Below are 22,606 nucleotides of genomic sequence, written 5' to 3'. Positions count from 1 at the left end.
CAATCAGTGGTACCGGCATCAGCCGTTGCCAGCGGGATAAATCGACTGCCAGCCGCCACCTAGTGATTTATATAGCCCAACCATGGCCAACGAGACCGTAGTCGAGCTTTCCACCAGTTGTTCCTGATTCGCCAACAAGGCGCTCTGAACCGTCAGCACGTTGAGGAAATCCACCACCCCTTCGACGTACTGGCTTTGCGCAGTTTCCAGCGCGATCCGATTCTGCCGCACCGCTTCGGCCAGTCGGTCACGTCGCAGTTGGCTGGCGTTGTACAAGGTCAGCACATCATCAATTTCATGCCAGGCCCGCAGCACCACCTGTTGGTAATCGAGCGCCGCTTCCTGTTGTTGCGCCTCGCGCAACTTGACCATCCCACGCAAACGTCCACCCTCGAAAATCGGCAGACTCAACTGTGGGCCGATAGCAAATTGGCGCGAGCCCCAGGACCCGAAATCCGATAGCTGCATAGACTGGAAACCAACGTTGCCGGACAGACGAATGCGCGGATAGAAATCACCTTTGGCCACTCCGATCCCAGCCGTCGCGGCATGCAGACGGGCTTCGGCTTGACGAATATCCGGACGACGCTCGGCCAGCTCCGAAGGCAAGCCAATTGCGAAGTTTTGTGGGGTTTGCGGTACTTGCGCCGGTCGTTCCAGTTCGGCCTGCAAGGCTCTTGGTGGCTCGGCCAACAGCAGGCTCAAAGCATTGATCAACTGTGCCTGACGCTGTTCGAGCGACGGTAAGCGCGCTTCGACTGCGGCGACCTGCGCAGCGGCTTCAGCCACATCCAGATTGGTCGCGATGCCATCAGCCAAACGCGTCTGCGACAGCTTCAGGCTGTGCCGGGAAACAGCTAGGTTCTCGCGAGTGACCGCGAGGGTGCTCTGCACGCCGCGCAGCTGAATGTAATCGCCAGCGGTCTCGGCCAGAATCGACAGCAGGACCATGCGCCGGTCGTTCTCAGCCACCTCGACCGATGCATCGGCCGCTTCCACTTCGCGTTTGACCCGGCCCCACAAGTCTAGCTCCCAGGCAGCGGTGAAATCGCCCTCCCAGAGATTGAAGGCAGACTTGCCGCCCTTGCCCGAAGGGTCACTCAGGCCCTTGCTGCTGTTGCGTGCCCGCTCATAGCCGACACCGGCATCAAGGCTCGGATATTGATCGGCGGCGATGGTCTGGCGCGCCGCTCGACTCTGCTGCAGACGAGCACTGGCGATTTTTACATCGAGGCTGCTGGTGACAGCACGGCGAGCCAGGGCAGACAACTGCGTATCGTGAAAGATGTCCCACCAGCGTTCTTCAACCGGCGAAGCCTCTGGGCGACTGACGGCAGCCTGGCCTTGCAGCAAGGGCCACTTTGCGTTATCTGGCCCCTGAGGCTTCTGAAAGTCCGGACCGACGCTGCAAGCCGAGAGCATCAACACGCTCGACAACAATAATGGTTGAACAGGGAAAGTCCGACTCATCGAAGGGTGACCTCTTTACGTGCGTCGTTGCCCTGCGGGTCCTGCGTCTCGATACTGGCTTCCACCGACATGCCCACACGCAGGCGGTTCGCCAACGGTTGATCGGCATCCAGCGCAATCTTCACCGGTATCCGCTGCACGACTTTGGTGAAGTTGCCCGTCGCATTGTCCGGTTTGACCGAAGCAAAGGTCACCCCGGTCGCCGGCGCAATACTTTCGACCCGACCGGTGAGGCTCTCGCCACTAAAGGTGTCGACGCGGATCTTCACTGGCTGCCCTGGCTGCACATGTGTCAACTGGGTTTCCTGGAAGTTGCCAACCACATAGGCCCGCTCCAGAGGAACAATCGCCATGATCTTCGCGCCTGGATTGACATAGGCCCCGACACGCGCAGCACGTTCACCGACTACACCATCCAGCGGTGCCACAAGACGAGTGTAGGACAGATCAAAACGGGCCCGCTCCAAGGATGCCAACGCATGTTTGTGGCCTCCGTCGGCACTGTCGAGCTGGGCCTTGAGGATATCCACCTGTTTGCGCGAAGCGGCCAAGGCAGCGGTCGAATTGGCCAAGCGGGCGCTGGCTTGATCCACCCGGCTGCGGGCCTGCTGAGCATTTTGCACGGTGCCGGCGCCCTGGCCTGCGAGATGGTTGTAGCGCGTCAGTTCGTGCTCCGCGAAAGCTTGCTCAGCCTTGTCGGCAGCCATCATGGCCTGCGCCTGAGCGATCAATGACGACTGGCGTTCCAGCGTAGCTTTCGCGTTTTGAAACTGCGCCTGCGACACCAGTGACTGTGCCTCGGCCGCCTGGAGCGCAGCCTGGTAGTCACGATCATCGATGACCACCAGCAATTGACCGGCCTTCACCGGCTGGTTGTCCTCGACCAGCACCTGACTGATAAAACCCGAAACCTTCGGCGCCACCAACGTGTAGTCCGCCGTGATAAACGCATCGTTAGTGGTTTGCAGCGAGCCGGAACCAAACAGGCGCGGCGCTGCCAGGTAGATGACCCCGCCAAGAGCAACCAAGGCAACTGTGTACAAGGCAATTTTCTGATTTTTACTCGTAGTCATAACGACTTTCTCTCTGAATGGAACGCTATGCCACCGCACGAGGTGGATAGATCCGGGAAGGCATCAACGGGATCAACAGAATCAAGGCCAGTGCCAGCAACGCCATGCAGTAGTACAAGTCCGAAGACGTCAGTACGACCGCCTGTTCGTGGATGCGATGGGCAAGCCCTGCAGCGTCGCTGTCTGCCAAAGGCGAGTTGCCCAGGCGATCGACCAGCATGGTTGAGTGGAAATGCAGCCGCGCCGTGGTCAACGCCTCCAGCACGCCGGTAGCAAGGACCGCCGAAAAACCTTTGACGGTGTTGAACCAGGCGGAAGCGAACGGGCCGTCTTGCGGCGCCAGGCCGCCGGTAGCGAGCATCAGCAACGGGATCACCGCCATCGGCTGACCAAACACCTGGAACAGCTGCAAGATGTAGAAGTTGTCACGAATCCACTCGGAAGTGATTTGCGTGCCGCCAGCACAGGCCAGCGCCAGCAATCCAAGACCGATTGCCAGAACCCATCGGCAGTCGACCCGACGGATGTTGCACAAGGCCGCCACCAGCGGTAACGCCAGCAACTGCGGCAAGGCCACCATCAGCAATACCGGCGCAGTTTGTACCGGGCGATAACCCTGCACCTGAGCCAGGTAGCTGGAAGGGATGATGATCACCCCCAGCAATACGATCAGCACCCCGCCGAGGGTTAGCAACGAGTGGGACAGGTTCAGGTTGGTCAGCATCTGCAATTTGAAGAACGGCAGCGGGTGCGACCATTCATTAATAAAGAACAACACCAACAGCACCAGACCGCCGCCAAGCAGCCAGCAGATCAGCGTGGACTCGAACCAGTCCAGACGATTGCCCTGGGACAGACCGATCACCAGCGCACAAATCGCCGGCAAACCGAGCAACAGGCCACGCCAGTCAAACTGTTTGAAACGCTCAAAGCGCATCGGGTCCTGCGGCAAGCCATATGCAACCGCGACCATCGCCAACAAGCAGGGCGGGACGATCTGCCAGAACGCCCATTGCCAACCGACGTATTCGGTCCACAACGCGGCCAGCGGAGTCCCCAGGCTCGGGCCGAAGGTGGCAGTCAACGCATAACTTGCCAGCCCGTAAAGCTTGACGCCGGGCGGGAGGAAACGCAGCGCGACGGTCATCAGCATCGGCGGCAGACTGCCCCCGGCCAGCCCCTGCAAAGTTCGTAACACCATCAGGCTTTCGAGGTTCGGAGCGAACGGGCAGAGAATCCCAAGCACGGTAAACGCACCGATGGCGCTGAGAGTGAAGCGACGCAGGGAGAAGGTGACCGAACACCAGGGCGCAAACGCCATGGCCGATACTGAGGTGGCAGCGTAAGTGGCGATCAACCAGGTACCTTCATCCGCACCGATATACAGCGCGCCACGAATGTCAGGCATGGCCACTTTGGTGACCATCTCGTTGAGACCGGCCACTAATACGGCAATCAGCACCCCGATCAGCCCGATCACAATACGCAGGCCAAACACTGGCGCAGCGGCCGGTGCGGGTTTCGTCACCTCCAGCGTCGGGGCCATAACAGCAGGGGCTGCGAGCGAACTCACGGGTTCACCCGTCGGCCAGCGCCCCGAAAGATAGAAAACAACACAAGGCACATTGCGTCATGACTCCAGGTAAAGGGTTACCTGGATAGTTTATGAAGACGCAATAGTTCCGAAAACTGACATATGGGAAGCTTTAAGCTGCACCCAACGCACGTATCAATCCACAGGCTGCGATAAGCCGGGGTCGTGCTCGGCCCGAAGGGGCTTGCGGCGATCCTGGAAGCGCAAGCTGCTTCAAACCCGTGGCGAGGAGTACTTGGCACAGCTCTCTTTCAACGTCTGACGCAGCCAGCGATGGGCCGAGTCGTTATCAAAGCGTGGATGCCAGGCCTGCATGACCACCACCGTCTCCAGCGCCATAGGGATACGGAACGAACGCAACGGCAAGCCCAGCCGCGAGACGCTCCACAACACATGCTCCGGCAGCGGCAGCAACAGGTCGGAATCGGGCAAGGCGAACATCGCCGAGTGAAAGCTAGGAGTGATCAACGCGACACGCCGCTGCAAGCCCATCCCGGCCAAAGCGGTATCGATCGGCCCGGTTGCACGACCGCGTCGCGACACGCTGACCTGCGCATAGGAGGCGAAACGTTTTGGCGTGATTTCTTCCTGAAAGATTGGGTGATCCACCCGGGCCAGGCCGACAAAGGTCGTGGTGAACAGGCTCTGAACTTTGATTTCCGGCCCAAGATTTCGCGTCGCACTGATATAAAGATCGATCCGCCCTTCGCGCAACGCGTCATCCTCGCCCTCGCCTTCCGGCACGAAGCGCAGCACGGTACGTGGGGCCTTTTTGCGCATGATTTCCAGCAGCTGCGCACCAAAGGCCGCGACAAATACGTCATTCGCCCGCAAGTTGTAGCAGCGTTCCAGCGTCGTCAGATCGACCTCGTCACCCGAAAGGAACACCTGCGCCGCTTGTTCGACCAAGCTGCGCACCTGAGCCCGTAATGCCAGCGCCTTGGGTGTCGGCACCAGACCACGCCCGGCGCGCACCAGAATCGGGTCACCGACTGCGCTACGTATCCGGGTCAAGGTCCGGCTCATTGCCGCGGGGCTCAAGCTCATGCGCCGGGCGGCACCGACCACACTGCCCTCGTCCAGCAGCGCATCCAGGGCCACCAGCAGATTCATATCTGGAAGATGCACAACAAACACTCCTTGTGAAAATCAATTAATCCTGGCGCAATCCTAGCAGTTTCTGACCAAACACCAATGCGCGCGAAGCCTGCGCCGTATGCAACTACAAAATGCACGACGAACCATTTACCTAAACGTACGATTTTCCAAGAATACCTGCTTTCCGTTAACTCCCGGTTGGAACAGCCATGCTTCGCTCCTTACTCGTTGCTATTGATGGTTCGCCCCAGAGCCGATCGGTCCTGGACCTGGCCGCACAGTATTCCAAGCTGGATGCCTCTCGACTCTATGTCCTGCTTTCCGTCGACAGTGCGTACACCCTGCCTTCGGAAAATGGGCACATCAAGCCTGCAGATGAGCAGGAATATCCCGCGGCCAGCAGTGAGCAACATATAGCCAATAACGCCATGCAAGAGGCCCTGGACTATTTACGGTCACTCGGGCTTGACGCAGAAGGCGTGGTCATTGACGGAGAGCCGGCCTCTTCGATCGTTTCGCAAGCCGACCGGCTGAAGGTCGACTTGATCATCGTCGGCCACCGCCATCTTTCGCGGATCAACCGTATCTTCGACCCTTCAGTCAGCGCCCGAGTCATCGAAGTCGCCCGCTGCCCGGTGCTGGTCGATGTCCTGAATTTCGCAGGTGATATATGAAACTGGAATACCTTTTATTGGAGAAGCATGGCCATGTGGCGATGATCACCCTTAACCGCCCCGAGGTGCTGAATGCGCTTTCAGCCGGACTGAATGCCGAATTGGCGCGTCTGCTCGATCATCTGGAAACAGATGACGAAACTCACGTAGTGGTGATTACCGGCAATGAAAAGGCCTTCGCCGCCGGTGCCGATATCAAGCTAATGAAGGATTGGAGCTACATGGATGTGTACAAGGCTGACTTCGTCAGCCTTGACTGGGAACGCCTGAGCACCTTTCGCAAGCCGAGCATCGCTGCGGTTGCTGGCTATGCGCTGGGCGGAGGCTGCGAGCTGGCGATGATGTGCGATTTCATTATCGCAGCGGAAAATGCCCGCTTCGGCCAGCCAGAGATCACCCTCGGTACCATCCCCGGCGCCGGTGGCAGCCAACGACTGGCAAGGTTTGTCGGCAAATCCAAGGCCATGGACATGGTTCTGACCGGGCGCACCATGGATGCCGTCGAAGCTGAACGCTGCGGTCTGGTTAGCCGTTTAGTGCCGACTGCCTCGCTGCTCGACGAGGCACTGAAGATAGCCTCACGCATCGCTGGCTTCTCATCCCCGGTAACACTACTGGCCAAGGAAGCGGTAAACCGCGCCTTCGAAACCAGCCTGGCAGAGGGCGTACGCTTTGAACGCCGGCTGTTCCATTCGACCTTTGCTATCGAAGATCAGAAAGAAGGCATGAACGCGTTCAGTGAAAAACGCCCACCGCAGTTCAAACATCGCTAAGCAGGCAAGCAGGAATCGGGATTCAGCCAGGCTCGAAAGCCTGGCTGAAAAGCATCACTCAGGAATACGCAATACCTGGCCGGTATAGATCTTGTCCGGGTGCGACAGCAGCGGTTTGTTGGCTTCGAAGATTTTCTGATACTTGTTGGCGTCGTTGTACTCAGCCTTGGCAATCGCGCTGAGGGTGTCGCCTTTTTTCACGGTGACGAAACGCGCCGCCTGAGCGACCGGGCCGGTCACGGTGATCTGGTCGTCAACGCTGCCGATACCGGCAATGTTGCCCACGGCCAGCAGAATTTTCTCTTTTTCTTCCTGGCTGGCGACTTCACCAGTCACCGTGACCGTATCGCCATTCACTGTTGCCTGAACATTCGGGTTGCCCAGGCCGACCTTGGCGATGTGCTCCTTCAACTGCTCGCTCGCATTGGCATTACCCGGCGTTAACAGGTCAATAAGCTTTTCGCCCGCTTCTTTCACAAAGCTAAAAATACTCATGATGCACTCTCCTTGGGTTTATGAGGTCCAGACGCGAAAGACTAGACCAACGGCAAAGAACGAGGTTGCGATCCGACCAATGACTCAAGTGCTCTGCAAGCGCGTTAGAATCTCGAGCCTGACCGCGCCCTGGAGCGAAGATGGACATCAAGCAACTGAAATTCCTCATCGCCCTCGACGAAACCCGGCATTTCGGCCAGGCCGCTGCGCGTTGTCACATCACCCAGCCGACCCTGTCCATGCGCCTGCGCAGCCTCGAAGAAGAACTCGAGTTGCCGCTGGTCAATCGCGGGCAGCGCTTCGAAGGATTCACCGCACCGGGTGAACGGGTGCTGGCGTGGGCGCGCACCGTGCTGGCGGCCTACGACGGTTTGCAGGCCGAAGCGGCTGCCTGTCGCGGCAATCTGGTCGGTACGTTGCGTCTGGGCGTGGTGCCGCTGTCGAGTTTCGATCCGCTGCCGCTGATGCAACGCTTGCACGCCGAACACCCGAACCTGCGCTTCGAACTCTCGGCACTGAGTTCCGAACAGATCCTCGAACAGCTGGCGAACAATCGCCTGGATCTGGGCGTTTCGTATCTGGAGCGGCTGGATGGCGAACGCTTCGATTCCCTGGCATTCAGCGAAACCCGCATGGGCCTGCTCTACGATCAGCGCTTCTTCAGTTTCGGCGAGGCGCCGCTGAGTTGGGAGTCCCTGATCGAACTGCCGCTGGGCATGCTCACCAGCGGCATGCATTTTCGGCAGTCCATCGACCACAACTTCCACAGTCGCGGCCTCACCCCGCAGCCGTTGCTGCAAACCGATGCCGTCCACCAATTGTTACAAGCGGTGCACGGCGGATTCTGCTGCGCCGTGATGCCGCTGGACGGAGGCCTGGAAAAACTCACCGATCATTTGCGCCTGCAACCCATCGAAAATGCTCAAACCCTCGCCCGGCTGGGGCTGATCATGCGTCGCAGCGCCCCGCGTTCGGCGCTCGCGGAAGCCTGTTTCGCAATTCTTCAGCAATCGCTGCCAAGCTCTTGATCGACGTCATCTATCGGTAGATCAGTATTAGCGATTAGACGCGACAAGTTGACGCGCCTAGGCTTAAAGCAGCCTAAACCGTCGGTGATGCCTAATGAACGCCAAGCACCCTGTCTGCGCGGCGCCAGCCCTCGAAACGCCAGCGCCCGCCGCAAGCCAGACGTACAGTTACTGCGACCTTCAAGACACCGAATCAGCCAGCACCGCGCTGGCCGAAGAAGTCGCGTTGGCGATCGCTTATAACGGCATCAGTCAGGCGGTCATGTTGGTGACGCCGACGGACCTTGAAGACTTCATCGTCGGCTTCAGCCTCGGCAGCGGCATCATCGAAGACGCCTGCGATATCTATGACCTGCAACTCAGCGGCTCGGGTTCAGCGCAATACGCGCAAGTGACCATCGCCAACCGCGCCTTCTGGAACCTCAAGCAACAGCGTCGGCAAATGGCTGGCACCAGCGGTTGCGGACTCTGCGGTGTGGAAGCGGTGGAGCAGGCATTGCCAGACCTCAAGATCCTGCCCGGCGCACCCTTGCCGCCCGCCGAATGGCTCGATGGTTTGCGTCAACGCATCGGTGCGTTTCAGCCTCTTGGCCAGTACTCCGGCGCGGTGCACGCCGCCGTGTTTATGAACAGTCAGGGCCAATTGCTGCTGGGCCGCGAAGACATCGGCCGACACAACGCCCTCGATAAGCTGATAGGCGGACTGATCCGTCAGAAAATCCCGACCACCGGCGGGCTGGTGATTGTCACCAGTCGTTGCAGCCTCGAATTGATCCAGAAAGTATTGCGCGCAGGTATCCAGACCCTGGTCAGCCTGTCGTCGCCCACGGGCCTTGCCGTGCAATGGGCCCGTCGCCACAACCTTAATCTCATCCACCTGCCGCAGAAAAGTGCGCCGCGGGTCTACAGCCCTGCGACGGAGAACCAAGCGTGAGTCAACATCGTCAAGCCGACCAGAAACCCGTCCCTCGCTACAAGCCCTACAAAGGCCCAGCCGGTGGCTGGGGCGCGCTGGCCAGCGTTGCCCGGGCCTGGTTGACCAGTGACAACGCGCTGAAAAACCTGCGCATGATGCTCAAGACCAACAAGAACGGCGGGTTCGACTGCCCCGGTTGCGCCTGGGGCGACTCCAACGAAGCCGGCATGGTGGCGTTCTGCGAGAACGGCGCCAAAGCAGTGAACTGGGAAGCGACCAAACGCCGTGTCGACGGTGCGTTCTTTGCCAAACACAGCGTCAGTTCGTTGCTGGAACAAAGTGACTATTGGCTGGAATATCAGGGGCGTCTGACCGAGCCACTGCGCTACGACGCCGAGACCGATCGCTACAAACCCATCAGCTGGGAAGCGGCCTTCGCGCTGATCGGCAAACACCTGCAAGGGCTGTCGAGCCCGGATCAGGCCGAGTTCTACACCTCGGGCCGCGCCAGCAACGAAGCGGCGTACCTGTATCAATTGTTCGTGCGTGCCTACGGCACCAATAACTTCCCCGATTGCTCGAACATGTGCCACGAGGCCAGCGGTGTGGCCATGTCGCAAAGTGTCGGCGTCGGCAAAGGCACCGTCACCTTCGACGACTTCGAACACGCCGACGCGATTTTTGTCTGGGGTCAGAACCCTGGCACCAACCACCCACGGATGCTCGAACCGTTGCGCGAAGCGGTGAAACGCGGCGCTCAGGTGGTATGCATCAACCCTTTGAAGGAGCGCGGCCTGGAACGCTTCCAGCACCCGCAACACCCGATCGAAATGCTCACCAACGGCGACAAGCCGACCAACACCGCGTACTTCCGTCCGGCATTGGGCGGCGACATGGCGATCATGCGCGGCATGGCCAAGTTCCTGCTGCAGTGGGAGCGTGACGCACAGAAGGCGGGTGAGCCTGCCGTATTCGACCACGACTTCCTCAATGAACACAGTGTCAACGTGCTGGAATACCTGGGCATCGTCGACGACACCTCGTGGGAGCAGATCGTCGAACAATCCGGACTGACGCTGGTTGAAATCGAGCAAGCGGCGCGGATGTACGCCAAAGGCAAGAACGTGATCATGTGCTGGGCGATGGGCATCACACAGCATCGCCATTCGGTGGCGACCATCCAGGAAATCGCCAACCTGATGTTGCTGCGTGGCAACATCGGCCGCCCCGGCGCCGGTCTGTGCCCGGTGCGCGGCCACAGTAACGTGCAGGGCGACCGGACCATGGGCATCAACGAGCGTCCGCCGGGGGCGTTCCTCGACTCCCTGGAGCGTCGCTTCAAGTTCAAGGTGCCGCGTGAAAACGGTCACAACGTGGTCGAGGCGATCCATGCCATGGCTGACGGCCGCGCGAAAGTCTTTATCGGGCTGGGCGGTAACTTCGCCCAAGCCACCCCGGACAGCTCACGGACCTTCCAAGCCCTGAGCAACTGCGACCTGACCGTGCAAATCAGCACCAAGCTCAACCGCAGCCATTTGGCGCACGGTAAAGACGCGTTGATCCTGCCGTGCCTGGGTCGCACCGACATCGACATCCAGACCGAAGGCCCGCAAGCGGTGACCGTCGAAGACTCGTTCAGCATGGTTCACGCCTCCAACGGCCAGTTGCAGCCGCTGTCGAACCAGATGCGCTCCGAGCCGTCGATCATTGCCGGCATCGCCGCCGCGACCCTGGGCAGCAAACCGGTGGACTGGAACTGGCTGGTGGCCGATTACCGACGCATCCGCGACCTGATCGCCGACACCATTGTTGGTTTCAAGGACTTCAACGAGAAGATCCAGAACCCGGGCGGGTTCTACCTCGGCAACAGCGCCGGTGCTCGCCGCTGGAATACCGCGTCGGGGCGCGCCAATTTCCGTCCGAACATCCTGCCTAAAGATCTGGTGCACGAACGCACTCGCGCCACCGGCGTATTGCCGGACCTGATCATGCAGTCGATGCGCTCTCACGATCAGTACAACACCACGATTTATGGGCTTGATGACCGCTATCGCGGCGTGAAAGGTCAGCGTGATGTGTTGTTCGTCAACGAAGCCGACATCATTCGCCTGGGGTTCAAGCCAGGGCAAAAGGCTGACATCGTTTCGATCTGGGATGATGGACGTGAGCGTCGGGTGAAGGGCTTTACGCTGCTGGCGTTTGATATCCCTGCCGGGCAAGCGGCGGCTTACTACCCGGAAGTGAATCCGCTGGTGCCGCTGGAAAGCATCGGGGATGGCAGCCATACGCCGACATCGAAGTTTGTGGCAATCCGGCTGGAAGCGGCGAGTGCGACTGGGTTGATTATGGCGAAGTCGGCGTAACGCGGCAGCAGGTCTGGCCCCTTCGCGAGCAAGCTCGCTCCCACAGTGGATCCTGATTGAACACAAATACTATGCCCACTGAAGATCTAATGTGGGAGCGAGCTTGCTCGCGATAGCGGTGGAACATTCAACGAATTTCCGAATTGACTGCTTTTCCTTTCGCCCACAAAAAAGGCCGTTTTGCATGAAAACGGCCTATCCGAAGTAGCTAAAGACCGGCGAAAAATACTTAAGTTCCGGCTAAAAAACAGTAACTTATAGAAATGTGCTCAAGTCGTGCTACTCGTCGGATTTCGATTGTCACGACCATGACACAGCCTCAGGATCGCGCCGTCATCCCCTTGAGGTTCCTCTATGAAGTTCTCCTCGATTCTCTTGTTGTCCCTTAGCCTGGCTAGTGGCATCGCTTCTGCTGGCGGCACCGCTGAAGCAGGTGTGGGCGGCGCATTGGGCGGGGTTCTGGGCTCAGTCGTCGGTCAGTCACTAGGCGGCAATACAGGTTCCACCATCGGCGCGGCCCTGGGCGGCGCGGGTGGTAGCGCCGTTGGCGCAGACAGACGCAGCCGTGGCGAAGCCGCCATTGGCGGTGCGTTGGGCGCGGCAGGCGGTAACGTGGTCGGTCGCAGCATGGGCGGCACCTCCGGCAGTCTGATCGGCTCCGCAGCAGGCGGCGGCGCCGGTGGCGCGCTGGGTAACTACATGGGCAACAAGAGCGATGACGACGATGATCGTCGCTCCTATCGTCGTGGTTATGATGATGATGATCGTCGCTACTACCGTGACGGCCACCCGGGGCGCGGTCATGCCTATGGCCACCGCAAGCATCACCATCGCGATCGCGACTGAGGCTTGAATCGCCTCGCTTGCCGATGCATCAAAAAATCGCAGCCCAAGGGCTGCGATTTTTTTTGTCCGTCAAACCACCAACCGCTCCAGCGCCCCCCGTAACCCGGCAGGAATCGCCACCGGCTGATTCGACACCCGGTCTACAAACACGTGCACGAACCGCCCCGCTGCGCAGGCTTCGTCTTCCCCGGCCTTGAACACTGCCAGTTCGTATTGCACGGAACTGTTACCCAACTTGCCCACCCGCAAACCGATCTCGATTCGATCGGGGAAGGCAATGGAAGCAAAGTAATCGCAGGCCGAACTCACGACAAAACCCACCACCTCGCCGTCATGGATATCCAGGCCGCCGACTTCGATCAGGTAGGTGTTCACTGCCGTATCGAAGAAGCTGTAGTAGGTGACGTTGTTGACGTGACCATAGGCGTCGTTGTCGTGCCAGCGGGTGGTGATGGGCTGGAAGTGGGGGTAGTCGGTGCGTTGGGGCATCGGGTTGGACATCAGCGTCGATTCCTGGAGTTGGATTGCCAGTCTAAGGCGAAAACCGCGTCGTACTCATCGCGAGCAAGCTCGCTCCCACAGTGAATCTCAGTCGTACACAAAATCTGTGCTCACTGAAGATCAAACTAATGTGGGAGCGAGCTTGCTCGCGATGAGGACATCAGAGGCACTACTTCAATCAGCGCTCAGAAACCCCCTTGCCCACCGCCGCCAACTCCCCAATCAACCGTGCCGGATTCCACTGATCACCCTGCTTCGTCTCCAGCGCCAGCAACCGTTGGTGAATATCCGCCAGCCCTTGCTGATCCGCCCAAGCCATCGGCCCACCCTTGTCCGCCGGGAAGCCGTAGCCATTGAGGTACACCAGATCGATGTCGTGCGCCGATCCGGCAATCCCTTCCTGAAGGATCTTCGCACCCTCGTTGACCAGTGCCAGCAAGCAGCGCTCAAGAATCTCCTCGGGCCCTATCTCTCGACGCTGGAAGCCCAACCCTTCGCTAACCTTCAGCACCAGCGCATCGACTTCAACATCGTGCTCAGCCTGGCGACTGTCCGACTCATAGTGGTAATAGCCATTGCCACTTTTCTGGCCGAAACGACCCAATTCGCACAGACGATTGTCCACCTGAACCTCAGGCGCATCCTGCCCTTTGCCGGCCAACTGCCGGGCGCGCCACTCCAGATCAATGCCGACCACGTCGTACATGCGGAACGGCCCCATGGCGAAACCAAAACCTTGCAGTGCCGCATCGACCTGATGTGGATAAGCGCCTTCGAGCAGCATCTTGCGCGCTTCTAGCACATACGGATGCAGCATGCGGTTACCGATGAAACCATGGCAGTTGCCCGACACCACGCTGACTTTGTCCATGCGCTTGCCCAGTGCCAGAGCAGCCTCAAGCACCACCGGTAAAGTCTGCGCACCGCGAACGACTTCCAGCAACTTCATGATGTGCGCCGGGCTGAAGAAGTGCAGGCCCAGGACCTGTTGCGGACGGCGGGTGGCCGCGGCGATGGCATCAATATCCAGCGCCGAGGTATTGCTGGCCAAAATCGCTTCGGGTTTGAGCAGATCGTCCAGCTCACGGAAGATTTTCTGCTTGAGTTCGAGGTTTTCGTACACTGCTTCGATGACCAGATCGACATCGCAGATCGCCGCGTAGTCAGCAGCCGCCGTTACCCGTGCTATGCGAGCGTCCGCTTCGGCCTGATCGATCCGTCCCTGACGCACGTTGTGGGCGTAGGTGTCCGCCACGGTAGCCAGCGCCTGTTCAAGCATCTGTGGATTGTTATCGACCCACTGCACCGGGACGCCGGCGTTGGCCAGACACATGACAATGCCACGGCCCATGGTGCCCGCGCCAATGACGGCGGCGCGCTGAATAGTGAACAGTGTCTGGCTCATAGTTGTTCTCTTGTTGGCGATCCAAAGACAGCCTTCACCATAGTCAGGCGGCGCGCATTTTTGAAATTTATTCCTGTGATGAGCAACATTCAGCGGATGGATCTACGCCGGCAAATGTGCCTCGGCCCACGTCCGGACTTCGGCATACGGATAATCCTCCAGCGCCGCAAACCCGGGAATCGACCGTACCTTGAGCTTGGTGAACAGCGGCACGCCGATGCCGCATAAAAACCGCGTAACGCGTTCCGCCGATGGAGTGTTGCCGGTGTACTGCTCGTGCCTGTGGATAAAGTCACCGCACAACGCCTCGAAGTTTTTATCCACAAGCGCCGGTAATTCCGGTGGCGTCGGCAATCGCGCCACATCCCCGTGACACACCGAACAATGCCCGCACTGCTGCGGTGCGTTTTCATCGCCGAAGTACTCGGCCAGGCGATAACCCAGGCAATGGTCGGTGGCGAACAGTTCCAGCATGGCGTGAATCCGCGCGACCTCGGTGCGCTCGTGCCGGGTGAAATAGGCGTGTAACTCGGCGCTCAGGGCCTGGCTGTTGAAATCCGTTTGCAACAGGCTGTAGACCTCGGTCATCTGTTTGCTTTCGAGCTCGACCCAGCCCTTTTCCTGGAAATAATCCAGCGCCTTGACCACTCGATTGCGTTCGGCCTGATGCTGTTCATACAGCGCATCGAAATTCACCGTGGCCCAGGTCCGTGCGCGACTGGAGGTCTGGATGATCGCCGCGACGAAGTCCTTGCGCTCACCCTCGAAACGGGCGAGTAAAGCTTCCGGCTCCTGCAAATACTTGAAACGGTATTCGGCGTAATAGGCGTAACGCGGCGCAATGATTCCACGCAGTTCCAACTGCACCAGCAAAGTCTTGAGCGGCAGCTGACGGATGTTGCTCTGATCGGCCAGCGGCCCCAACAGAAACTCCCACTGCCCCTCGGGCGCGGCGGCTTGCAACTCGTCGAGCACATAGCGGATGCCATCCAGCTCAGGCGTATCGCCGTAGACGAAGTTTTCCAGCACGTTGAGGCTGTCGCGGTTGGCCAATACCAGGCAGTCGGACGGCTGCCCGTCACGCCCGGCACGGCCGATTTCCTGGCTGTAGTTTTCGATGGATTTGGGCAGGTCGAAATGCACCACGTTGCGGATGTCGCTCTTGTCGATGCCCATGCCGAACGCGATGGTGGCAACGATGCAATTGGACTGCCCGCCCATGAACCGGCGCTGGATTGCTTCGCGCTGTTCGTGGGGCAGACCAGCGTGATAGGCCTCGGCCTGAATGCCGTTGCGGGTCAGATGTTCGGCAATGTGCTCGGCGGTTTTCTGCAGGGTGACGTAGACGATGCTCGGCTGGTCGGGACGCTGGCTCATCCATTCGACAAGGCGTCGTCGCTTGTCCTGACCGCGCACCGGCTCCACCAACAGATTGAGGTTCGGCCGGTAGAAACCGGTGGTCACCACGTCCTCAGGGGCGATGGCGAATTTTGCCTCCATGTCCGCGATCACTTTGGGGGTCGCAGTGGCGGTCAGCAGCAAGGCCTGAGGGATGTTGAACTGGCGCTGATAGTCGGGGAGCTTGAGGTAGTCGGGGCGAAAGTTGTGGCCCCATTCCGAGATGCAGTGCGCCTCGTCCACCACCAGCAACGAGATCGGCACCTGCTGCAAGAAATTGCGGAAACGCTCGTTCTTCAGGCGCTCCACGGAGATCATCAAAATTTTCAGCTCGCCAGACTTGGCCCGAGCCATCACGTCGCTGGCGTCATCGCGGCTCTGGGCCGAATCGATACTGCCCGCCGCAATGCCATGGCGCTGCAGGAACGCCAACTGATCCTGCATCAACGCCAGCAGTGGCGAGACCACCAGCGTCAGGTGCGGCAGTAGCAAGGCCGGCAATTGATAACAAAGGGACTTACCCGAGCCGGTGGGGAAAATCGCCGCCGCCGAGCGCCCGGCCAACACCGCGCTGACCGCCGCTTCCTGGCCGGGCCGAAACTGTGGATAACCGAAAACCTGTTCCAGGGTGTTGTGCATAAGCTGTCACTCCGTTGACCGCTGCGAAGCCCAAAGCCTAGCCGGCAAACGCAGCGAGTCGAGAAAAGGTCGGGGACCAAAACGATACGGGATGATACAGCGTGTTGTCGGCGATCGTTCCCATGCGCCGCAAAGGAATGCAGCCCGTGACGCTTCGCGTTACTGGACGCGGAGCGTCCCTTGAGGCATTCCCACTCGGGTGCGTGGGAAGATCAGTCAGGAGAGGAGGCTAAGGCGCCAACACCGCCACGCGCAGCTGTTCATTCAATGCCTGCTCGTGAAACACCTGGCTCTTGCTCGCCCAAATGGCATGGGCCGGACTGATTTCGCCGGTGAACGCCGCCGCCAACTGACGCAAATCAGCGCGCAAAGCGGTGTCCATGCTCGCCTGACTGGTCAGCGCATCCGGCCAACCGGTGCGATCCATATTGGCCAGGACCATCGAGTTACCGGCGTCAGCAGCACCTGCTGCGCGACAAATCCCGGCCCACAGCAACAAAATCGAGGCCATACGCAGCCATTGCATACTTAATTCCCTTTAAGCGTTGGACGGACGTTTCGAAACTTCCTACTGATTCTGGCGCGCACCATACAGAGGCTTGATGCGTTGCGCCTGACAAACCCGTAGGAAATTTGCCATCTAAGGGTTTAGGCGTAAAAAACCTCGGGAAACGCGTAGGTTCGGTCCGAAAAGGCAGGAAAAACCCCTACAAACCCTGTCCATTGCGGCCGTATTGCCGCGCTGCGTCGCCACCTTCATAGTTTGCGGCGCGGCTGAAAACAGGGTGTCGACCTGCCGGCGAGACTGCCCGACTTCCTACAGGACTGACCTAAATGCAAGACCGCTACCGTCCACTCAAAACCAGCTACAGCGAAACACCCGTCCTCGTCATCGACACCACGGCCAGCACCGGTGCCGTCCTCGACGCAGCGCACCAACGCCTGCGCGCAGCCAGCGATTTGCTCGAAACGCTTTATTGTCTGTGCTTCAAACAGGCCGACGTTAAAGACATCCCTCATATAGTGAATGCGCTTTATTTACTAACGCAGGATGGTTGCGAGCTACTAGAAGTTGCCAAACAAAGAATAGAACACTAAAACTTCAAACACACACTACAACCCCGGTAACAACTAACCACTTCATTATTTAAATAACTCAAACTAGTCTGCACGCTCTTAAACCAAACAAGAGCACAACAATGACTACATTAACTATTTTCTTTTGCGGTACCGGCTCGACTAAATTTGACAACCAAAACCCAACTTACTGGAATGGCGAACTGGTTTCGGCACTGGCCTCCCATCATGCTGGCCGAGAGTTTGCCGAATGGATCGTCATTGACGGCCCTGGCACCAGCAACCTGCAAGCTGATGAGCTGTTCACTAAATCCAAGGACTACGGCCTGAGCGGCACGCTGTTCGGCAAGGGCTGGGAGGAGAACGTAAAGCACGCCATCAACATCATCAAAGGTCAGTGTGACTGGCAGCGTGAAAAACTGACCGAGACCGAATACAACCGCCTGAAGGCTGCAGGCATTCCAATCGAAGACGTGATCGTCGAAGGCTCCTGGCTGTGGCGTAAATATAACTACGGCGACCGCAGTGTGACCCAGCAGAAGTTACAAGAACAAATCATTAAAACGTTTCGCAAGGACGGCATTATTCCAACCAAGGTAAACTTGGTAGGCTGGAGCCGCGGCGGTATTAGTTGTCATATGCTGGCCAATGCCATGTTCAAGGACAGCACACTGAAGAACATCCCGGTAAATATCTTTGCGATTGATCCAGTACCGGGCATCGGCAACTTTCAGGAAGACAAAGTAAAACTGAATGCCAACGTAAAAGAATACGTCGGCTTCTACGCCCGAGACGAGCGCTCCAAAGGCTTCAGCTGCGTCATCCCGCAAACGGCAACCGGCACCCGAACCCACATTTTTCCCATGCCCGGCCGCCATGGCACGCTGGTTGGCAACGCCGCAGCAGACGGTGTCGGCGGCCCTAAAGTGCTGGCCGAGCCTGGCCTGATCGTCCGCCACTTTGCCGAAGTGTGCCTGAAGCGCTGGGGCGTGCCGCTGAACAAAACCCTCAACTTGACCCCGGCCGACCTGCAGAACCACCACAACACCATGGTCAGCACCGCCGCGAAATACAAAGCGATGGAAAAGTGTTCGTACACCTATTTCACCGAGCTGGACCAGGGCGAGCGTTACGTTTCGTTGGGTAGTAATGGGGTCAGGTTCTCGGCAGTGAAAGGTACGATCTACGCGCCGGCGACCGGGCTGACCACTGGCCTTCTGGATGTTGCTTCGTATCAGCATATTCGTTGAGGTGGTAGGGCGCGGGATGGCAGAAAAGCACGAGAAATTCCTCGCGAAAACTCCTATAGAAACGGCCTAGCCAAGGTTCATCCCGTTCCTACATGCGGGGACTCTTTGTCGTCTATCGCTGCCCGGCTGCTCACACCTATAGTCGGGCTGTCGCTGCCAAATCAGCGTCTCGGGCTTGGTCACTCGATGGAATACATAAACGCGTCCGTTGTATGCTGCCGGCACCTCAAGTGTCTGCACGCTATATGGTGGCTGTGTTTGGGACGCCTTATGGCGTGCCGGTCTTATGTATTCCTCCGGCTGACCAACCCGAACACAGTCCGCCTCCATCGCTTGGTCACGATGGTGGTGGTTTCATCTGATGCATTTGAGAATACATAAAATGAATAAATTGAACCCGTTCCCCGATCGCTACCGCCCCCTCCAAACAAACCTCACCGATTCCCCGCCCCTGATCATCGACACAGAGGCCAACCCCCAGGACATCCTCGAAGCTGCCCTCCAGCGAATCAGAGCTTCCGGCGACCTACTCAAAACCCTACATTGCCAATGCTTCAAAAACGGCGATGTGGAAGACATCCCGCATATCACCCACGCCCTCTACCTGTTGACTCAGGACGGCTGCGACCTGCTGAAAGTCGCGCAACAACGCATGATGGGCTGGAAAGCACCAACCTGACGCCGAGCGAAGATCGTTCCCACGCTCTGCGTGGGAATGCCTCAAGTTAGTCGGTCCTTCCCCCAGGGCCCGACGATCAATAAGCTCCACCCAAGCCCAATCGGACACTCCGCAATGAACTTCGCCCCCGACTTCCCCGACGACCAAACCATGCATCTGCTCATGCAGCTGCTGCACGAAGAGCTCGGTCTGCCAGAACGCAAAACCATCAGCCTCACCACCTCGATTAACTTCGACTTTGGCTGCAACGGCACCGATGCGCGCCACCTGATGGAGACGCTGGAAGAACAGTTCGCCATCGACTTCATCGATTACGACGCCTATCGCTACTTCCAGCCCGAAGGCTTTGACGTATTCCTCAAGCGCCGGGCCAAGGGGCGTGGCGACAAGATCCCTCTGACTATCGGAATGATTTACCAAGCGATCAAGTTGCAACGGTGGGACACACAGGAATTGGAAGGAATCTAGCTGAACGCGTAAGTGCCATTATTCTGGTCGTTTAGCGCCTTTTCGGCTGGAATAATGGCACTTAAGGTGTCCCTGACGGCCTGAATTGCACGCACAAAAAAGCCGCCCTCAAAGGGCGGCTTTTTCATTCGCTAAATCCAAGCCTTACAGCTTCGGCCCAGCAGCCTTGATCGCGTCGCTCACTTCAAACTTCTTGAAGTTCTCAACAAACAACCCAGCCAATGCTTTAGCGGCTTCATCGTAAGCAGCCTTGTCAGCCCAGGTATTACGTGGGTTCAACAGTCCAGTCTCAACGCCCGGCACAGCCAACGGCACGTCGAGGTTGATGGTGTCGAGGTGTTCGGTTTCAGCACCGATCAACGCGCCGCTCTGGATCGCTGCGATCACGCCGCGAGTGGTCGGGATGTTGAAGCGTTTGCCGACGCCGTAGCCGCCGCCGGTCCAGCCGGTGTTGACCAGGTAGACCTTGGAGCCGAAGCCGCGGATGCGCTTGATCAGCAGTTCTGCGTATTCGCCAGCCGGACGCGGGAAGAACGGTGCGCCGAAGCAGGTGGAGAAAGTCGACTTGATGCCGCTGCCGGAACCCATTTCGGTCGAGCCCACCAGTGCGGTGTAGCCGGACAGGAAGTGGTAGGCCGCTTGTTCTTCGCTGAGGATCGACACTGGCGGCAGTACGCCGGTCAGGTCGCAGGTCAGGAAGATCACAGCGTTTGGCTCACCACCGAGGTTTTTCTCGGAACGCTTGGCGACGTGCTCCAGCGGGTAGGCGGCGCGGCTGTTCTGGGTCAGGCTGACATCGGTGTAGTCGGCGTGCTTGGCGTCATCGATAACGACGTTTTCCAGGACTGCGCCGTGCTTGATGGCTTTCCAGATGACCGGCTCGTTCTTCTCGGACAGGTCGATGCACTTGGCGTAGCAGCCGCCTTCGATGTTGAAGACAACGCCTTCACCCCAGCCGTGCTCGTCGTCACCGATCAGGTAACGGCTTTCATCGGCGGACAGGGTGGTTTTGCCGGTGCCAGACAGACCGAAGAACAGGGTCACGTCGCCCGCTTCGCCGATGTTGGCGGCGCAGTGCATTGGCAGTACGTCGGCAGCCGGCAGCAGGTAGTTCTGCACCGAGAACATGGCTTTCTTCATTTCACCGGCGTAACGCATGCCGGCGATCAGCACTTTCTTCTGAGCGAAGTTGAGGATCACGCAACCGTCGGAGTTGGTGCCGTCACGCTCTGGCACGCACTCGAAGTTGGCAACGTTGAGCACTTGCCACTCATCACGGCCAGCCGGGTTGTACTTTTCCGGGTTGATGAACAGGCAACGGCCGAACAGGTTCTGCCAGGCAGTCTGGGTGGTCATCTTCACGGCCAGGTAGTGGTCTTCAGACGCACCTACATGCACGTGGGAAACGAAATGCTCTTGTGCATTGTTGAACGCTTCAACGCGGTCCCACAGGGCATCGAACTTGTCGGCCGGGAACTTGCGGTTGATCGGGCCCCAGGCGATGGAAGCCGAAGTGGACGGCTCGTCAACGATGAAACGATCGACTGGCGAGCGACCGGTGCGGTGACCGGTGCGAACAGTCAGCGCGCCGGTATCGGCAAGCTCGCCCTCACCGCGACTCAGAGCTTCTTTTACCAGATCATCAACACTCAGATCGGTGTACACGGCGTTATTGGCTTGCGTCATGAGATTCCCCGTCGGCCAGTGGCCGAGTGTGCTCCAAACGTTTTGTAGTAGAAAGTCGTGCACTACTACCGCGACAAAAAGTGGGCCGGATTATGCCAGAAAAGCCCAAAAATAGTAGGGCCCTCCCGTCAGAACGGCGTTATTCCGGCACAAACCAGTGAATTTACCTGCGCTGAACCGTTTTAGTGACGGGTATCTGACGGCGTATCAACACCCGCGCCGGCGAATAATTGAGCGATATCGGCGGCGTCGAACAGGTAGCGCTCGTTGCAAAATTGACAGTCAATTTCAATATTGCCACCGTGTTCGACCACGAGCGACTGGGCATCTTCCAGACCCAAACTGACCAGCGCATTGGCAGAACGTTCGCGCGAGCAGCTGCAACGGAAGCGCAGTTTCTGCACATCGAACAGTCGAACCTGCTCTTCGTGGTAGAGGCGATGGAGAATGGTTTCGTTATCCAGGCTCAGCAATTCATCGGCGGTCAGGGTGCTGCCCAGCGCGGTGATGTGCTGCCAGCTGGCGGCGCGTTCTTCTTCATCTTTCAATCGATCAGCAGGCAGCTGCTGCAACAACAGGCCACGGGCGCGACGACCATCGGCGTACAACCAGAAACGCGTACCGACTTGTTGGGACATCACGAAGTAATTAGTGAAGCACTCCGACAGGGTTTCGCCATCGAGGTCGACGATGCCCTGGTAACGCTGGCCGTGGGTCGGGTCGACGGTCAGCGCCAATACGCCGTTGGGCATCAGGTCGGCGAGGGTCGCATCCGGCGCGATCTGGTCGGCCTCGTATCGGGCCAGGCCACGGATTTCTCGCTCGCTGGAGCACTCGATCATCAGCAGCGGGATCGGGCCTTCGGAACGGGCCTGGAGAATCAGCAAGCCATCGAACTTCAAGGTGCCGACCAACAACGACGCCGCCGCCATCAGCTCGCCGAGCAGTTGTGCAACCGGCTCCGGGTACGGGTGTTTAGCGAGGACTTCGGCGTAGCTACGCTCCAACGCAACCAGCTCGCCGCGGGTGTCGCTGTCATCGAAGATGAAGCGTTGGGTGTAGTCGGTATCCGGTAAATCGGTCATAGGTCTGGGTATCTGAAGTAATGACAAAATGATTTCAAACAGCGAGAAATTGCGCCTCTTCGGCACCATTTTGGTGCGCAATGTTCAG

22 protein-coding genes are annotated in these 22,606 nt (G+C 58.7%); 10 read left to right on the top strand and 12 right to left on the bottom strand.

Annotated elements, in window-relative coordinates:
- Positions 1-18: 18 nt before the first annotated feature.
- The 4 genes from ACMXYH_RS02225 to ACMXYH_RS02210 form a co-directional block, all read right to left on the bottom strand.
- Positions 19-1,470 (bottom strand): efflux transporter outer membrane subunit, encoded by a 1,452-nt coding sequence (locus ACMXYH_RS02225; RefSeq protein WP_129439375.1) that lies wholly within the window; start codon positions 1,468-1,470, stop codon positions 19-21.
- Positions 1,467-2,543 carry an HlyD family secretion protein gene (locus ACMXYH_RS02220; protein ID WP_129439377.1) on the bottom strand — a complete coding sequence of 359 codons (1,077 nt, stop codon included), beginning with the start codon at positions 2,541-2,543 and terminating at the stop codon, positions 1,467-1,469. The genes ACMXYH_RS02225 and ACMXYH_RS02220 overlap by 4 nt, the downstream gene beginning before the upstream one ends.
- A gap of 25 nt (positions 2,544-2,568) precedes the next feature.
- A complete protein-coding gene (locus ACMXYH_RS02215; protein WP_403139250.1) occupies positions 2,569-4,116 on the bottom strand; it encodes an MFS transporter in 1,548 nt (515 codons plus the stop codon).
- A gap of 234 nt (positions 4,117-4,350) precedes the next feature.
- A complete protein-coding gene (locus ACMXYH_RS02210) occupies positions 4,351-5,265 on the bottom strand; it encodes a LysR family transcriptional regulator (protein ID WP_129439381.1) in 915 nt (304 codons plus the stop codon).
- 179 nt (positions 5,266-5,444) lie between these two features.
- Here ACMXYH_RS02210 and ACMXYH_RS02205 point away from each other — a divergent pair, with 179 nt between their 5' ends.
- Together ACMXYH_RS02205 and ACMXYH_RS02200 are read left to right on the top strand one after the other, a co-directional pair.
- Positions 5,445-5,909, top strand: coding sequence for a universal stress protein (locus ACMXYH_RS02205; RefSeq protein WP_129439383.1), 465 nt, complete (start codon positions 5,445-5,447; stop codon positions 5,907-5,909).
- Positions 5,906-6,682 (top strand): enoyl-CoA hydratase, encoded by a 777-nt coding sequence (locus ACMXYH_RS02200; protein ID WP_129439385.1) that lies wholly within the window; start codon positions 5,906-5,908, stop codon positions 6,680-6,682. The genes ACMXYH_RS02205 and ACMXYH_RS02200 overlap by 4 nt, the downstream gene beginning before the upstream one ends.
- Positions 6,683-6,736: 54 nt before the next feature.
- Here ACMXYH_RS02200 and lysM read toward each other — a convergent pair whose 3' ends face one another.
- On the bottom strand, positions 6,737-7,177 hold the full coding sequence (lysM, locus tag ACMXYH_RS02195; RefSeq protein ID WP_415766163.1) for a peptidoglycan-binding protein LysM: 441 nt from the start codon (positions 7,175-7,177) through the stop codon (positions 6,737-6,739).
- A 140-nt stretch (positions 7,178-7,317) separates the two neighbouring features.
- On the opposite strand from lysM, the gene ACMXYH_RS02190 reads away from it, so the two are divergent.
- The 4 genes from ACMXYH_RS02190 (at position 7,318) to ACMXYH_RS02175 (ending at position 12,330) form a co-directional block, all read left to right on the top strand.
- Positions 7,318-8,205, top strand: coding sequence for a LysR family transcriptional regulator (locus ACMXYH_RS02190; protein ID WP_283189635.1), 888 nt, complete (start codon positions 7,318-7,320; stop codon positions 8,203-8,205).
- A gap of 94 nt (positions 8,206-8,299) precedes the next feature.
- The gene (gene fdhD, locus ACMXYH_RS02185) at positions 8,300-9,139 is read left to right on the top strand and encodes a formate dehydrogenase accessory sulfurtransferase FdhD (protein ID WP_129439390.1); all 840 of its coding nucleotides are present in this window, start codon (positions 8,300-8,302) and stop codon (positions 9,137-9,139) included.
- Positions 9,136-11,484: an FdhF/YdeP family oxidoreductase gene (locus tag ACMXYH_RS02180; protein WP_415766161.1), complete on the top strand. Its 2,349-nt coding sequence runs from the start codon at positions 9,136-9,138 to the stop codon at positions 11,482-11,484. The genes fdhD and ACMXYH_RS02180 overlap by 4 nt, the downstream gene beginning before the upstream one ends.
- Positions 11,485-11,838: 354 nt before the next feature.
- On the top strand, positions 11,839-12,330 hold the full coding sequence (locus ACMXYH_RS02175) for a glycine zipper domain-containing protein (RefSeq protein WP_149631734.1): 492 nt from the start codon (positions 11,839-11,841) through the stop codon (positions 12,328-12,330).
- Positions 12,331-12,399: 69 nt separating this feature from the next.
- Here ACMXYH_RS02175 and ACMXYH_RS02170 read toward each other — a convergent pair whose 3' ends face one another.
- The 4 genes from ACMXYH_RS02170 to ACMXYH_RS02155 form a co-directional block, all read right to left on the bottom strand.
- Complete coding sequence (locus ACMXYH_RS02170) at positions 12,400-12,831, bottom strand: acyl-CoA thioesterase (RefSeq protein WP_192226755.1); 432 nt, start codon at positions 12,829-12,831, stop codon at positions 12,400-12,402.
- 178 nt (positions 12,832-13,009) lie between these two features.
- Positions 13,010-14,236, bottom strand: coding sequence for a 3-hydroxyacyl-CoA dehydrogenase (locus ACMXYH_RS02165; RefSeq protein ID WP_415766160.1), 1,227 nt, complete (start codon positions 14,234-14,236; stop codon positions 13,010-13,012).
- 102 nt (positions 14,237-14,338) lie between these two features.
- Positions 14,339-16,273: a RecQ family ATP-dependent DNA helicase gene (locus ACMXYH_RS02160; RefSeq protein ID WP_415766159.1), complete on the bottom strand. Its 1,935-nt coding sequence runs from the start codon at positions 16,271-16,273 to the stop codon at positions 14,339-14,341.
- Positions 16,274-16,502: 229 nt separating this feature from the next.
- Complete coding sequence (locus tag ACMXYH_RS02155) at positions 16,503-16,799, bottom strand: hypothetical protein (protein WP_415766157.1); 297 nt, start codon at positions 16,797-16,799, stop codon at positions 16,503-16,505.
- A gap of 308 nt (positions 16,800-17,107) precedes the next feature.
- On the opposite strand from ACMXYH_RS02155, the gene ACMXYH_RS02150 reads away from it, so the two are divergent.
- From ACMXYH_RS02150 to ACMXYH_RS02135, 4 genes are all read left to right on the top strand, one after another.
- The gene (locus ACMXYH_RS02150; protein WP_129439404.1) at positions 17,108-17,371 is read left to right on the top strand and encodes a hypothetical protein; all 264 of its coding nucleotides are present in this window, start codon (positions 17,108-17,110) and stop codon (positions 17,369-17,371) included.
- 101 nt (positions 17,372-17,472) lie between these two features.
- Positions 17,473-18,600 carry a hypothetical protein gene (locus tag ACMXYH_RS02145; RefSeq protein ID WP_415766156.1) on the top strand — a complete coding sequence of 376 codons (1,128 nt, stop codon included), beginning with the start codon at positions 17,473-17,475 and terminating at the stop codon, positions 18,598-18,600.
- Between the two features lie 382 nt (positions 18,601-18,982).
- On the top strand, positions 18,983-19,279 hold the full coding sequence (locus ACMXYH_RS02140) for a hypothetical protein (protein WP_123367054.1): 297 nt from the start codon (positions 18,983-18,985) through the stop codon (positions 19,277-19,279).
- A 114-nt stretch (positions 19,280-19,393) separates the two neighbouring features.
- The gene (locus ACMXYH_RS02135) at positions 19,394-19,747 is read left to right on the top strand and encodes a DUF1493 family protein (protein WP_129439408.1); all 354 of its coding nucleotides are present in this window, start codon (positions 19,394-19,396) and stop codon (positions 19,745-19,747) included.
- On the opposite strand, the gene ACMXYH_RS02130 is transcribed toward ACMXYH_RS02135, so the two are convergent.
- From ACMXYH_RS02130 to hslO, 3 genes are all read right to left on the bottom strand, one after another.
- A complete protein-coding gene (locus tag ACMXYH_RS02130) occupies positions 19,744-19,875 on the bottom strand; it encodes a hypothetical protein (protein WP_256657693.1) in 132 nt (43 codons plus the stop codon). The genes ACMXYH_RS02135 and ACMXYH_RS02130 overlap by 4 nt on opposite strands.
- A gap of 16 nt (positions 19,876-19,891) precedes the next feature.
- A complete protein-coding gene (locus tag ACMXYH_RS02125; protein WP_129439410.1) occupies positions 19,892-21,433 on the bottom strand; it encodes a phosphoenolpyruvate carboxykinase in 1,542 nt (513 codons plus the stop codon).
- 182 nt (positions 21,434-21,615) lie between these two features.
- On the bottom strand, positions 21,616-22,518 hold the full coding sequence (gene hslO, locus ACMXYH_RS02120) for an Hsp33 family molecular chaperone HslO (RefSeq protein WP_415766155.1): 903 nt from the start codon (positions 22,516-22,518) through the stop codon (positions 21,616-21,618).
- Between the last annotated feature and the right edge of the window lie 88 nt (positions 22,519-22,606).

This window comes from Pseudomonas frigoris (assembly GCF_047758635.1).
Classification (GTDB): domain Bacteria; phylum Pseudomonadota; class Gammaproteobacteria; order Pseudomonadales; family Pseudomonadaceae; genus Aquipseudomonas; species Aquipseudomonas frigoris.
Note: the sequence above shows the minus strand (reverse complement) of the source record. Positions and strands in the feature narration are given on the sequence as shown.